This window comes from Novosphingobium sp. (genome assembly GCF_039595395.1).
Taxonomy (GTDB): domain Bacteria; phylum Pseudomonadota; class Alphaproteobacteria; order Sphingomonadales; family Sphingomonadaceae; genus Novosphingobium.
On record NZ_JBCNLP010000001.1, the window covers coordinates 395,091 to 407,638 of the forward strand.

The 12,548-nt window shown below is 62.9% G+C and carries 21 protein-coding genes and 1 tRNA gene; all 22 read right to left on the reverse strand.

Going from position 1 to position 12,548, the window contains the following annotated elements; all coding sequences use genetic code 11:
* Positions 1–43: 43 nt before the first annotated feature.
* The gene (locus ABDW49_RS01845) at positions 44–2,050 is read right to left on the reverse strand and encodes a M1 family metallopeptidase (RefSeq protein WP_343609288.1); all 2,007 of its coding nucleotides are present in this window, start codon (positions 2,048–2,050) and stop codon (positions 44–46) included.
* A gap of 488 nt (positions 2,051–2,538) precedes the next feature.
* Positions 2,539–2,612: transfer RNA gene (locus ABDW49_RS01850), tRNA-Gln, on the reverse strand.
* A gap of 110 nt (positions 2,613–2,722) precedes the next feature.
* Positions 2,723–3,274 (reverse strand): hypothetical protein, encoded by a 552-nt coding sequence (locus ABDW49_RS01855; RefSeq protein ID WP_343609289.1) that lies wholly within the window; start codon positions 3,272–3,274, stop codon positions 2,723–2,725.
* Positions 3,267–4,514 carry a hypothetical protein gene (locus tag ABDW49_RS01860; protein WP_343609291.1) on the reverse strand — a complete coding sequence of 416 codons (1,248 nt, stop codon included), beginning with the start codon at positions 4,512–4,514 and terminating at the stop codon, positions 3,267–3,269. Before ABDW49_RS01860 ends, ABDW49_RS01855 begins: the two co-directional genes overlap by 8 nt.
* Complete coding sequence (locus ABDW49_RS01865) at positions 4,504–4,884, reverse strand: hypothetical protein (RefSeq protein ID WP_343609293.1); 381 nt, start codon at positions 4,882–4,884, stop codon at positions 4,504–4,506. The genes ABDW49_RS01860 and ABDW49_RS01865 overlap by 11 nt, the downstream gene beginning before the upstream one ends.
* Before the next feature lie 84 nt (positions 4,885–4,968).
* On the reverse strand, positions 4,969–5,433 hold the full coding sequence (locus ABDW49_RS01870; RefSeq protein ID WP_343609294.1) for a DUF2829 domain-containing protein: 465 nt from the start codon (positions 5,431–5,433) through the stop codon (positions 4,969–4,971).
* Positions 5,434–5,561: 128 nt separating this feature from the next.
* Complete coding sequence (locus ABDW49_RS01875) at positions 5,562–5,927, reverse strand: hypothetical protein (RefSeq protein WP_343609296.1); 366 nt, start codon at positions 5,925–5,927, stop codon at positions 5,562–5,564.
* Complete coding sequence (locus ABDW49_RS01880) at positions 5,927–6,166, reverse strand: DUF2312 domain-containing protein (RefSeq protein ID WP_343609298.1); 240 nt, start codon at positions 6,164–6,166, stop codon at positions 5,927–5,929. The genes ABDW49_RS01875 and ABDW49_RS01880 overlap by 1 nt, the downstream gene beginning before the upstream one ends.
* Entirely contained in the window at positions 6,159–6,434 is a 276-nt protein-coding gene (locus ABDW49_RS01885) for a hypothetical protein (protein WP_343609300.1), read from the reverse strand. Before ABDW49_RS01885 ends, ABDW49_RS01880 begins: the two co-directional genes overlap by 8 nt.
* A 5-nt stretch (positions 6,435–6,439) precedes the next feature.
* Positions 6,440–7,027 (reverse strand): hypothetical protein, encoded by a 588-nt coding sequence (locus ABDW49_RS01890; protein ID WP_343609302.1) that lies wholly within the window; start codon positions 7,025–7,027, stop codon positions 6,440–6,442.
* Positions 7,024–7,800: a hypothetical protein gene (locus ABDW49_RS01895; RefSeq protein WP_343609304.1), complete on the reverse strand. Its 777-nt coding sequence runs from the start codon at positions 7,798–7,800 to the stop codon at positions 7,024–7,026. Before ABDW49_RS01895 ends, ABDW49_RS01890 begins: the two co-directional genes overlap by 4 nt.
* Positions 7,797–8,354: a hypothetical protein gene (locus tag ABDW49_RS01900; RefSeq protein ID WP_343609306.1), complete on the reverse strand. Its 558-nt coding sequence runs from the start codon at positions 8,352–8,354 to the stop codon at positions 7,797–7,799. Before ABDW49_RS01900 ends, ABDW49_RS01895 begins: the two co-directional genes overlap by 4 nt.
* A 171-nt stretch (positions 8,355–8,525) precedes the next feature.
* Entirely contained in the window at positions 8,526–8,834 is a 309-nt protein-coding gene (locus ABDW49_RS01905; protein WP_343609308.1) for a hypothetical protein, read from the reverse strand.
* On the reverse strand, positions 8,831–9,358 hold the full coding sequence (locus ABDW49_RS01910) for a hypothetical protein (RefSeq protein ID WP_343609310.1): 528 nt from the start codon (positions 9,356–9,358) through the stop codon (positions 8,831–8,833). Before ABDW49_RS01910 ends, ABDW49_RS01905 begins: the two co-directional genes overlap by 4 nt.
* Positions 9,351–9,617 (reverse strand): hypothetical protein, encoded by a 267-nt coding sequence (locus ABDW49_RS01915; RefSeq protein WP_343609311.1) that lies wholly within the window; start codon positions 9,615–9,617, stop codon positions 9,351–9,353. The genes ABDW49_RS01910 and ABDW49_RS01915 overlap by 8 nt, the downstream gene beginning before the upstream one ends.
* Positions 9,610–10,062: a hypothetical protein gene (locus tag ABDW49_RS01920; RefSeq protein WP_343609313.1), complete on the reverse strand. Its 453-nt coding sequence runs from the start codon at positions 10,060–10,062 to the stop codon at positions 9,610–9,612. The genes ABDW49_RS01915 and ABDW49_RS01920 overlap by 8 nt, the downstream gene beginning before the upstream one ends.
* A 16-nt stretch (positions 10,063–10,078) precedes the next feature.
* The gene (locus tag ABDW49_RS01925) at positions 10,079–10,399 is read right to left on the reverse strand and encodes a hypothetical protein (RefSeq protein WP_343609315.1); all 321 of its coding nucleotides are present in this window, start codon (positions 10,397–10,399) and stop codon (positions 10,079–10,081) included.
* Positions 10,396–11,238, reverse strand: coding sequence for a hypothetical protein (locus ABDW49_RS01930; RefSeq protein WP_343609317.1), 843 nt, complete (start codon positions 11,236–11,238; stop codon positions 10,396–10,398). The genes ABDW49_RS01925 and ABDW49_RS01930 overlap by 4 nt, the downstream gene beginning before the upstream one ends.
* Positions 11,235–11,393, reverse strand: coding sequence for a hypothetical protein (locus tag ABDW49_RS01935; RefSeq protein ID WP_343609319.1), 159 nt, complete (start codon positions 11,391–11,393; stop codon positions 11,235–11,237). Before ABDW49_RS01935 ends, ABDW49_RS01930 begins: the two co-directional genes overlap by 4 nt.
* On the reverse strand, positions 11,386–11,601 hold the full coding sequence (locus ABDW49_RS01940) for a hypothetical protein (RefSeq protein ID WP_343609321.1): 216 nt from the start codon (positions 11,599–11,601) through the stop codon (positions 11,386–11,388). Before ABDW49_RS01940 ends, ABDW49_RS01935 begins: the two co-directional genes overlap by 8 nt.
* Positions 11,594–12,112 (reverse strand): hypothetical protein, encoded by a 519-nt coding sequence (locus ABDW49_RS01945; protein WP_343609323.1) that lies wholly within the window; start codon positions 12,110–12,112, stop codon positions 11,594–11,596. The genes ABDW49_RS01940 and ABDW49_RS01945 overlap by 8 nt, the downstream gene beginning before the upstream one ends.
* Entirely contained in the window at positions 12,072–12,479 is a 408-nt protein-coding gene (locus ABDW49_RS01950; protein WP_343609325.1) for a hypothetical protein, read from the reverse strand. Before ABDW49_RS01950 ends, ABDW49_RS01945 begins: the two co-directional genes overlap by 41 nt.
* Positions 12,480–12,548: the final 69 nt, after the last annotated feature.

Consider the following 12,548-nt stretch of genomic DNA (forward strand, 5'->3'; position numbering starts at 1 on the left):
GAGGTGATGGCTCGGGCCTTCGCGGGCCCGAGCCATCGCTGCGTTACTTTGCGACCGTCATGCTGTCATTGCTGCGGTCGCGGTCGGGGATGCGGTGTTCGGGGTCCAGCGTGGCGCTGGTTACCACCTTGCCCGGTTCGACGGTGATGGTGGTGGCGGGTTGGCGGATCCAGCTTTCGGCGGGCAGGCGATAGTCGCGCTGCGTGCCGTCGCTGAAGGCCACGCGCAGGGTGACCGGCATCACCAGCCGGTCATGGCTGCTGACGGTGATCGCCGTGGTACCCTTGGTGGCATCGGGGGCGATCTTGTCGATCCCCAGATCGAGCTGCCAGTTGTTCGCATACCAGCCCCGCCACCACCAGCTCAGATCCTCGCCGCCCTCGCTTTCCATGGCGCGGAAGAAGTCGGCGGGCTTGGGATGCTTGAAACGCCAGGCGTCGATAAAGCGGCGGAAGGCGGGATCGAAACGTTCGGGGCCGAGGATTTCCTCACGCAGCAATTTCAGCCCCAGCGCCGATTTGAAATAGGTCACCGGGTGGCGGTACTTCTCGATGATCGTGTCGGCGCGGCTCAGGATCGGGGGCGCGGCAGGGTCGGCGAGCATGGGCAGGATTTCATCGACCGGATTGCCGCCGCCCGGCGCGAACTCGCTGTCGCGCTTGGGGGCGTATTCGCCCTTGTTGAAGTCGTCGGACTCGTAAATGTCGATGAAGGTGTTGAAGCCCTCGTCCATCCAGGCGTCGCGGCGCTCGTCGAAGCCGACGATCATCGGGAACCAGCTATGGCCGATCTCATGCGCGGTGATCCAGAACAGCGTCTTGCCCTTGTCCTCGATGCCGTCGAAGACGATGCCGGGATATTCGATGCCCGAGGAGGGCCCCGCCACATTGATCGCGGCGGGCCATGGGTAGGCCGACCAGCGCTGTGACATGCGCTCCACCGTATCCTTCACATATTCGGTCGAGCGGCCCCAGCGGTCATTGCCCTGACTCTCTGCGGGATAGAAGGACATGGCCAGCGAGGTCTTGCCGCCCGGCAGGTTGATCCGCGCCGCATCCCAGGCAAAGACCGAGGAGGCGCTGAAGGCCACATCGCGCGTGTCCTTCATCTGGAAGTGCCAGGTCAGCGTGCCGTCGGGTTTGGGGCGGCTGGCGGGATCGGTGATTTCCTGAGGGCTGCGGATCATCACCGTGGCATCGCTGACGCGGGCTTTGTCCAGCCGCGCGCGCTGGGTGGCAGTGAGCACCTCCTGCGGGTTCATCAGCTCGCCCGAGCCGGCCACCAGCATGGTGCTGGGCGTCGTCACCCAATAGTCGAAATTGCCGTATTCGAGGTAAAACTCCTGCGCCAGATAGGGCAGCGTGTCCCATCCGCGCAGATCGTCATAGACGGCCATGCGCGGATACCACTGGGCCATGTCATAGATCGGGCCGTCCTTGGCCGGGCCCCATGACATGCGTCCGCCCCATTTGCCGGGGATGGCGAAGTGATAGCGGATGCGCAGCTTCGCCTTGCCTCCCTTGGGTGCCAGAGCGGTGGGCAGATCGACCCGCAGCCGCGTATCGCTGACCAGCGAGTGGACCGGGACGAAGCCGCTTTTCGTTTCGACTTCCACCCCATCCAGCACGAAGCCGTCGGTCGAGGTGGGGCGCGGGCGACCTCCGGCGAAGGTGCCCCGGCTGTCCTTCTTATAGATGTTCTGGTCGAGCTGCACCCATAGCACATCGAGCGTGTCGGGGCTGTTGTTGGTGTAGTCGATGTCCTCGCTGGCCGAGAGGGTGGGGGCGCCGGTTTCGCCATGCTCGTCAAGTTTCGCGTGGATCGCGTAATCGGCGCGGTTCTGCCAATAGGCCGCGCCCGGCAGGCCATTGCCCGAGCGATAGTTGTTCACCGGCTGGCCCATGTCGAAGGGCGCAAAAGTCTCGCGCGGCTGATAGCTCTGGGCGAAAGCGGCAGCGGGGAGGCTGGCGAGGGCGATGGCCAGAAGCGTGCGGCTGTATGACAGGCCCCCCAGCAGCAGGGGATGCGCACGCAAGGCGGTGAGGGGCATCGATCAATCCTCCATCGGAAGCAGGGACATCAGAACAGGGGCCACGCCAGGCGGGGCCGTTGGCGCGAAGGTTCCCTCCTCGCATTGTGTGACACTATATCAAGGAGGCATTTGCCCCGTAAGGCCCGCCCCTGCCGAGAGAACAAAGTCCCTGTTGAGAACCTTGAGCGCGCCTTCTATCCTCAGGCCCGATATGGCGAGCTGTTTGACGCTCTGAACGAACGTCATATCCGTCATATCGCTGTCGTCGAGAATGGCATGGCCATGGCCGGAGAGGCTGATTACGCCCCGCCATGGCGGTTGCCAGTTGCGATTCTGATGTCAGCAAGCTTCTGATCAGCAGCGCCGGGAGGCGGACGGCCAGACAGAATGTGCCGCTCGTGTGGGGGGTGCGGGATAGAAGCATCGCCATGCCGGCCAAGGGCGCGAAAAAGCCATTCGTCCCGACAGGCCGTTGAGCGTGATCTCAATGTCGGGAGAGGGTGAGATGGATGCCCTGCAAGGATTCGAACCTCGATTGACGGAATCAGAATCCGCAGTCTTACCATTAGACGACAGGGCAGTGTGTCTCGGTGGAGCGGGCCTCTAAACGCCTACAATCAGGGCGTCAACAGGAAAAATGAAAAAGCTGTGCGACGGATTTCAAGTCGCATGTGCGACTTGAAAAGCGAATCACCCCCGCGACTCGGGAAGCGCTTGGGCGGTGATCTTGGCGGGATCAATGCCCCCAATCGCTTGTGAGCAGACCTCGCAGGCGATCTCGAAGCCGTCGCGGTATTCCCCTTCTTCCTGCCGATCAGAGTTGTGCTTGGCCACATATCGGCACCTCTGTTCAGCGGCTTCCAGCCCCGCCTTCACCCCTGCGGTAAAGGTATCAGGATCGCTTAGGGCCGATATGGTCTGCGCCACAGGTATGGCCAGCGGCATGGCGATGAGGTTTAGGGTATCGAGATGAGCTTTGGTGGTGCGTTCAAGCTGCTCTAGCAGGGCCTGATATTCGCCATCATTATTGAGGATGTGCGACAGCGCCAGTTCCAGCGCGAGCCCTGCTGCCTTTTCAGCAAAGCACGAAGGGAGCCCGTAAGCACCGGGCAGGACCTCTGCCTCCCTGACGGCTTGCGCAACCCAACCTGTGAACATCGCGTGCAGGCGTGGGTCAGCTTCCAGCCTCTGGATATAGGATCGCTTGTGCTGGCGCGGTTTTATGCCTTCGAAATCAGCCATTGCTTTGCTCCCTCTGTTTGCGGGCGGCGATGGTGCGCAGGGCAGTGGCGACGGCATCGCAGGCCAGGCGCTCGTTGCCGGGCATGTAGGTATCGAGGATCGTCTTTTTGCCCGTCACCGCATGGCCGCTGATGGCGGTGATGCCGGGCAGGGTGACGCGCATCTGAGCGTACATCATCATCCCGGAGCGGCGCATGTCGCGGAATTCGTACTTGTGCAGGCCGACGCTATCGAGAATTGGCCGCACGCGGCGCGTGAAGAGGTATTCGGGGCAAGCGCGGGTCAAGTCGCTGTCATCGGGCACAAGCCACTGAGAGCGCTCGAAAGCGGCTTCCACGGCATCATGCATATCGGGCGGTACCGGGCAGCAGACCCATTTGCCGGTTTTCTGCTGACGCAGGCGAAAGCCTTTCACCTCGCCCCGGGGGTTGGCGAGGATCGCGCGGTCGGTAGGCTCCACATCCTCCAGCACGCGCCATGACAGGCGGTTGAGGGCCAGCACGTCTGCCCGGCGCTGGATGATCCAGAGGTTGAGGCGCAGGGCGAGCGCGACCGCTGGCGTTTCAGATTTTTCCGCCGCGAGCGCCGCCGCCTCGACCTGATCGGGCAGAAGCGCCGCAGTGCGTGATGGCGGGGTGGGAATACGGACGTTGGTTGTGGGGTTTATCTCGATCCATTTCCGGGCGACGGCCCAGTTCATAAGCAGGCGCAGCACGCGCAGGGTGGCGGCGGTGCGATGCAGGTTGGGGTTCGGCTTGCGCCCGCCTTCCTCGTCCTCGTCGTCATCGTCTTCCTCGCCTTCGGCCTTGGGCACCGGGCGGGACAGCATGGCCTCTTTCAGATCGATGACCATCTGCGTGTCGAGCTGGTCAAGCGGGAGGCGGCCATCCATGGCCCAGCTTTCCAGAAAGCGGAGCCGGGTGTTGTATTCCTTGTGGGTGGCGTGGGCGAGGTCGCGCCATTCGCTGCTGTCGCGATATTCGGTGATGAGGTCGGCGAAGATGCGGCGGCGGGGCTTGTTCGGCGCCGGCATCGAGCCGCGCGCGTTTTCCCAATCGGCGACCTGTTTGTTGAGGGCGAGGGCGGCGAGGACAACCTCTTCCTCCTGATCGCCCGTGCCCAGCATGCGGTTCTTCCAGCCCATTTTGCGCAGGCGCGGGCTGGGCTTCCAGTGGGCGACACGGGTGCCATTGGCGCGCTTGGCCCAGTGCAGGAAGGGGATTTGACGTTTATTGGTCATGGTCGCCCTCCTTCGCCACGTCTTGCGGCCAGATGAGAGTGGGCCCTTCAAAGCTGCGGATGGGTTCATCGGCCAGCTCGTCGATCCACATGCCGGTGATCTCGCCGGACTGGCGGACGGTGCCCGGTGCCATGATGGGGCGCGGCAGGATCTTGGGCGATGGGCCGATGCCCTCGATGCGGTAGAGCGTCATCTGGGCCATGATCTCATCGCGCAGGCGATTGGGGCAGGGGCGCTTGCCATTGTAGATCCGCTGGGCGTTGCGGACGGACAGGTTATGTTTGGTGGCAAAGGCTTCCGGGCCGCCAAGGCGTTTGATGTAGGCGCGGATAGCGGGATCAGGCTGATTGGCCTGGATGTGGTCAGGCATAGTGTCGGCCTCCATTTGCCGAAAGGTATGACTCTGGGGATGGGTAGGCGCAATGGGGGCGAGGCAAGCGCCCCCAAAGGCGGATCAGGCGATGACAGTCCAGTCTTCGGCCAGAACGTCCGTCTGGCTGGCAAGCCAAGGCACAACGGTATCCTGCACGGTCTTCATGACGATGAAGGGCAGAGCAGAAAAGGTTTCGTCAGTGGGCAATGTCGTCTCGCCTCCCGACATGAGCATCAGCCACATGCCCTTGCCATTCCAGCCAGCGCGGGCGACCTTGTGTCCCGCTTTCAGCAGCTCAACAGCGTGACCGAAGGTCATATTGAGAGCAGTGGCGCGATAGGCCTTTTCAAAAACATCGCGCGGCGACCAAGAAATGTAGCCCTCATGATCGGGATGGTTGCCTTTCCCGCCATCGGTGTATTCGACCAGATACCCCAGATCCTCGGGGTTCTCGTCGGCGGGCAGTTCCCAGCCCCGGTAGGTGAGATATTCGGCGCGCGTCATGCTACGCGCCAGCAGGCTTTTGGTGCCGATGAAGGGAACCATATGGGGTCGAGACATGGAATCTCCTGTGGTGGATGCCGGGAGGCCGCCCGGCGCGGATTGGCATGAACAGGGGTCTAGGCAGACATAGGCAGCGCCCAGAAAGCCGGTGTCGTCACATCGGGAACAGGTCATTCCCGGTTGGCTTTCTCGCGAAAGATCGCGGCCAAACTTTCGATGGGGGATTGATCGCGGGATGCGGTGCCGCGCCTGACTTCAACCCAGTCTCCGAAGTCGGCGCGCACCTGCCCGGCGAGCGTCTGCCAGTCCGTAGACAAGACGGTCGGCATCGCCGGGAATTGGGCAAGAATGCCCTGTTTGATGGCATCCTTGGTGGCGGTCACGATGAACTCATGGGTGTAGACCGGATAGCCCAGCACCCATTCTGCAGCTTCCGAAACTGGACCGAAGCCCTCGTTGCAAAGGACGACGCCGGTTGTCAGACTGGCGAGCGCCAAGGGGTCGAGGCGTTTGACCTCATCGTGCACGCCCTGCATCAGTCGAGGCCCAGCGCGCAGAGGTAGACTTCGAGGATCGCCTCCTGCTCCTTGCGGTCGTCCGGCTTCATCTTACGGATGCGGACGATCTGGCGCATCGCCTTGGGGTCATAGCCGGTGGCCTTGCCCTCAAGATAGACGTCCTTGATATCGTCGTTGACGCCCTTCTTTTCTTCCTCAAGGCGCTCGATGCGCTCGATCAGAAGGCGCAGGCGGTCGTCGGCGGCCATTTCAGCCATGGGGGTTTCCTCCATAAAAGCGCTGTTGCGCGGAACGTGAAAATTCGGCGGGCTTGGGGGCCTCATAAGGGAGCTGGTGATCGCAGCCCTTGAAGCCGGGGATGCCGCAGCACCAGCACGGCTCATTGCTGGCGGCGATGGGCAGCGGGCCGGGCGCCGGGCGGGCGGCGGCGGGGCGCTTGTTGCGGAAGGCCGCGATCAGGCGCTGCGTGTCGATGGGGCGCGGCGCGGGCAGGATCTGGCCCGTGGGGGTGATGTAGGGCAGCATCGCGGTCAGCCCTCCTGCTCGGCAGGGGTGGCGGCGCGGTCGATGCGCTCGATCTCGGCCACCAGCAGGGCGGCGGCGGTGATCAGCAGATCGCGGCGGCTGTGGTGCCTGGGCATGGTTTCATCCCACGGCCAGAGTTCGCCCTGCACATGCTGCTGCACCGCCTCATTCTCATGGTCGGTGGACAGCTGGCTGTAGGCGGCGGCCATGGCGGCGATTTCGCCCTGACGATGGTCGTCATCGTGGGCGGCGTCGTAATCGTATTCCTCGATCTGGCGAAACCGTTCGAGGATGATCTCTGAGCCGATCATGCCGAGACCCATCTGCCGGACGGCATCAAGGTTAGGGGTGAAGCGCGGAAAGTTGAAGCTGTCGAATGACCGGATGGTAATCTGGGGGCCATCTTCGGCCTGAAATTCATCGGCGCTCAGGTGCAGATAGCCGGGCTTGAGGCGCGGGATCGCGCGGCCAGCGGGCGTGGATGTCCAGTCGTCCACGATATTATCGGCGGGAATGCCAAGCAGCTGGGCGATCAGGTGGGCGTGAGAGGTCTTCCCACAGCCTATCGGGCCATAGACGATTGCAGTTTTCACAGCAGCCTTCCTTTCTTCATCGCGATGGCCATTTCGTTGCGGCCGACTTCGCGCCATTGCTCAAGGTAGAGGGGGTAATCGCCCTCGCGCTCCATCCGGAGGCGGCAGGGCGGGATGATGCGTTTGCGCCAGTCATGCTGACCGGGCATCCAGACCAGCCAGCTGTAGGTGGTGGCGCTGGAACAGGGCCGGGGCTCGCCCGTCTTGGGATCGAGGCTGAACGGGTCGAGCTGGCCCTTGCGGATCAGGCGCCCGCGCAGCATGGGGACGCGCTCCGCGAACTGGAATTCCCATGTGGGCAGCATGGTGGTGCCGAACAGGCTTTCGTAGCGCTTCTCGCTTTCGGTGAAGGCACCCCGGACCAAGGCCGCCACGCCGCGGATCGAACGCGACAGGGCCCGGCTGATGAACTGTTCCGCATGGATGAAGGGTGGGTTCATGAATATCCAGTCCACGCGCGGGAGCGTGAGGGCATCCATCCCCATGAAGTCGACCAGATCGTGATCAGGCGTGTAGCGGTGCACGTCGCTGGCGCGGACCGATGCGAAATATTCCCGCATGGGGTTGGCCATGAACATTTCGCCGCAGCATGGCTCCCAGGCGGTGCAGCGGTTGAGGCGCTCGCCGGGATCGATGCCCATGCTATCATGCATGTAGCCCGACAGGATCTCGCACAGGGCGCGCGTGGCCCATGGCGGGGTGGGGAAATAGTCCAGCGCATCGGGCGCGATGGCGCGGCGCTGCATGACGGCGGTGGAGCGGTTGCCGGTCATGCCGAATGGCCAATCAAAGCGCTGGTGGCAGCCTGTCGGCGTGCCCGTTCGGCGCGCAGCTCATCCAGATAAGCGCCGCTGCAATAGCGGTTCTGCATCCGACTCAGCAGTTCATCATCGCTCATCAAGCGGATGCGTTCAGCGCGATCCGCCAGAAAATCGAGATGCGCCTGACATTCGACGCGCCCTTCGAACATGAGCAGGCGACCATCGAGAAACATGCGCAGCACGGTGCGCACATAGCCGGGGTCCATGGGGTATCGGGTGCGCTGGTAGTATGCCTCGAAGGCTTTGCGCTCATGATCGGGCAGCAGCTTGAGCATCCAGCGCGCCTTGATCCATTCCATGGCGCGTTTGGCCCGGCTCTCGATCTGGCGCTGGGTCCAGTTCTCGGCCCGCTCCTGCATGATCGTGTCAACGCCGCGCTGTGCTGCGGCGATCTCGGCGGCGAAGAGCGGGAATTTCTCCTGTTCGCGCTTGTGCTTGATCCCGACGAAAGACCGCTTCCTCTGGGTGTCATTGAACGGATGGCGGGGATACTTTGCGACCTTCATGGGATCACGGCTTTCCGACGATAGCGTAATGGCAGGTGGGGCAGCGCCATGGGCCAGCCCGGCCATTAAGACTGAAACAGGGGTGGGGTGCGCCGCAGTCAGCGCATTTGGTCGGCTTCCAGTTGGGCGGCGGCGATTTCGCGCGGCCCAGCTGGTCGAACAGGTCGCCGCTCAAAAGGGAATGTCCGCGTCTTCGACGGGATAGCGCGCGCGCATGATCTTCATCGGCACGCGCACATGTGTGCTTCGGCCCAGCGGAGGCATCCGAACTGGAACGCCCGCGAAATCCAGAAGTTGATCGCGGTTCATGAAGAAATGGCGCTTCTTGAACGGCATGCCCGGCCTATCGCGATAGCGCGCATTGCGATCACTAACCTTCCAGACATCAGTGGCGATGCGGCGCACCTGCCAGCCCTCGGCGCGGCAAATGGCGGCGGCGTAGGCGGCGTTGTCGCGCCAGCCTGAGAGATGCTTGCTCATGCCGGAGCCCTTTCGCAAAGCCCTTCGGCGCGGCGGCGGAGCGCCTCGGCCAGCGCCTCAATTGACTGATGAGGAGGGCGAAAAAATCCGAGTTGCCCACGGCAAGGGATCAGATCGAGAGGGAAGGCATCGCGCAGGACAAAGCCGAATTTCCCGAAGAACCACGAGCTGTCGGAATCGGCAACGCAACCGGTGATCCGCGCCATGCCGACAATTCCGCCGCGCGGCATTGCCTCTTCGTTGGGATCGCCCTTGACGATTTCTGACCGCGACACGCCCGCGTGAACCATGAACCAACCGCGATAATTCGTCGGCCAGTTGCGGTTCTCGACATCCTTGCCATCATGGAAGATGTGATGCGGATAGGGCTGCTTGATCGACAGCGCCTGGATGCTTGGATGCTGCACCATCTCCGCCAGCGCGAGCAGACGGCCCCGGTGGGTTGCCCCGGCCCCATCGTTTTCGATGGCGACCGGGGCGGTGCGACCCGCAGGACTCTCCTGCGAGAAAGCTTTGTCAGCCATGGCCGTTTTCCTTGATCCAGTCCTGCGCGGCGCGGGCGGCCTCGACATAGGCCCTGCTGGGCGTCTTGCTGGTTTCCTGACCGGTGCGGTACGCGGCCCAGATGCGGTTGCGGATGCCGATAGGCAGGCGATACCAGTGCTTGCGGCAGCCCCATGCGGCGGGCGGCACCTTTGCCGTGCAGCCGGGCCAGTGGCAGGTGTGCCCATGGTGGGCGCCCTCGCGGATGGCGGCGCGGACGTGTTCGACCTTATCAACCATTGGCAGCCTCCTCGGCGTCCAGGCGGTCGATGAAGGCCAGCAGCGCGGCGGCGGCGCGGACGGCATAGGCGCGCATCGTGCTGCGCGCGCCGTGGGCGCTGACGGTATCCGACAGGCCATGGGTGTAGCGCCAGACCACGTTGTGCATGGAGGAAATGCTCTTGCCCGCGTCCTGCGCCGGTGTGTGGCCGAATTTCGCGATCTGCTTCACACGCTCGCCCAGCACGTCGATAATGGCCTGTGAGGGGATGGTGCTGCTGATTTGCAGCAGGAAGTAATCCTGCCCGCCCAGATCAACGCCAAGATGCAGGCTTTCAGGGAATGCGTCCGCCGCTCGGGAGGGTGGAAGAGCGGCGGACGCACCCTCGGCTGCCTCTACGGGCTTACGAGGCGATCCGGGTGAAAGATCACTCGAAGAGGCAGGCGAAGTGGAATGCTGGTCCATGGGAAGTCTCCCGCTGTCAACCGGCCTGAAGACCGGTGATTTTTCCAAGGCGCTGGCGCAGCTCACGCTTGCGGGCGAGGTTGGCATCCTCCAGCGACCGGCGAGCTTTCAGGATCGCGCTGCGGTGCTTTTCGCAGACCTGATGCGCAACCTTGAGGGCGCGTCGGGCCTCTGAAGGCGTCTCAAAGCGCCCGGAGCATACGCCCCGGCGAACGTTCATCACTGTGTCACCGCATCGGCCATGGAGCGTGTGCTCGCGTTGTCGGGTTACCTCCAGCAGTTGGGGCAAGCCATCGGCGCGATGGGTGGCGATGGTGTAGAACAGCGGGGCGGTCATTCCTCGCCCCCCGAGAGGGCAAAGGCAGTACGAGCAGCGCGGTAGTGCTTCACCAGAAGGCGAAACTTTGCCCATTCTTCATCCGACTCATCGCCGGGAATTTGGTCGATGCAGTCGGAGAATGGCTTAATCGCCTCCCTCAACCGTTTGATCTGTTCCTTGCATTGGCCGATCTTTGTCCAAACCAGACGCACATCAGACGGGAACATACGTTCACCATCGGCCCACTGCGGGAGTGAGGCGCAAACGATGTTCATCATCGTGCCGCCCAGATCGCCATCAAACTCTTCTGTGCCGTCGCAGGGCGTGTAATCGGTGACTTCCAGCTCTTTTGCCAGAAGATTGACCGCATACTGGATGCCGCTTTCGTAGACGCAGCGCAGTGGATGGTCATAGTCTGGAAGTTCGCCGTTGAAGTCTGCCCATGGCTTCACGGCCTCTGCAATGGCATCGACCTTTCCCCCTGCCGAAGCGCGCCGATAATTGGCGATGACTTGCATGATCTCATCGTCGCACTTCTCGCCGCGAACAGACGCGCGGAAAGAGATGATCCAGATGTCATCGAGAACCTTTTTATCAGCTTCGACAGTACCCTCACGCGCAGAATAGGCACGCATTTCGGCAATGGTAGCTACGGCAATCTTGCGATAAACCGTGCGGGCATGAGCGGGATCGTGGTCCTCAAAATGCGCGGCACAGCACGTCGAGCTATCGCAATTGTCGCCGTCCTCGATCTCCAGCCCGCAGACCTCAGTGGGATCAAGGCCTTGGCTGCGCATGATGGCATTTTCCACGGCCTCGACCAGATCGGACGGAAAGGATGCAGGCTGGTTGGTCATGCTGGCGTCCTGTGGAAGAGGATGGCCAGAAACACCTGATAGGTGACGGCCAGCGTGATGAGGGCGAGCGCCAGCAGGGCCAACGCGGTGCCCATGGGATGCAGGCGGGCGCAGATCGCATCGATCTGGGCGTCTGTGATCTTGGGGTCAGGCATCGTTGTCGCTCCGGTGCCGAAGCGCCGTGTAGCGGCGCAGATAGGCCATCTGGGCGGCGTCTTCCTCGATCTGGTCGAGGTCACTTTTCTGCCGCTTGAACAATTTCCCGATGGCCAGAATGACGCCCAGCAGGACCAAAGCCGCCAAGACCATGGGGGCGCCGCCGTGGAGCCAATGCTCCTGGCAGAAGGCGGAGGCCTCAGGCATGGACGCTTTCCAGCGGCACGAAGAAGCGGCGTACACCGTTGACCTTGCCCTGGCTCTTGACGCCGGGAACCGAGATCAGCAGCTCGATAAGCTCTTTCTCGCCGAATTTCGGGAAGATGCCGCAGAGCAGATCGGCGCTGATGACGATGCCGACATCCAAGCTCATGCGATCCTCTTCGCGCGCGATCAGGCCGTAATACTGGCCGCTTTCGTAGCGGGTGATCAGTTCGCGGCAGATTTCGCGGCCAAGGGCGTCGGGCCTGCTCGGTTCGGGCTGGTTGGTCGCCTGCATTTCCCCCTCAGGAAGGGCGACCAGCGAGAGATTGTCATCGCCGAAGACAGCGCGGCCGATTTCCGGGCGCTCCAAGCTATCGGCGATGCGGCGGAGGCTTTCGGCAATCGACACGAGGGCGGCGCGCCCCTCCTCGACGAAAAGCTCTTCCACCATCTTGGTTAAAGGCATCGACATATCAACGTCCTCCCACAGCGGCGCGGTGGCGCATTTCGGCATGAAGATCGATGACGGGGGCCAGAGCGGGCGCCATCGGCGGAACAGGGGGCAGGCCGGGGCCATCGGGGCGATGGAGCCATGCTTCCACCTGCGCGGCATCCCATTCGGAGCGCAGGCAGATGGCGTCGGCGCCCTGCATGCGCTGACCGGCGCGGATGCGCGGGTTCAGCGGCGTGGGCAGGCCGTCAATGCGGGCCAGCCTGCGCAGCGTGTCGATCTGGGTGCGCTGAGAGAGCGAGTCCAGCGCAAGCGCGTGGACCATGTCGGCGAAGCGATAACGGCGAGACCATTTACCCCGGCGCGTGGCCAGATCGATGGCCATCATGGGCACCGATGCTGTGGGCATGGTCAGGATTTTAGCGGGCAAGGCCACCTCCTGAGTTGCTGTTGCCCGCTTTAATTATCCAATATGTATAATGCCCGCAAGAAGATTTTT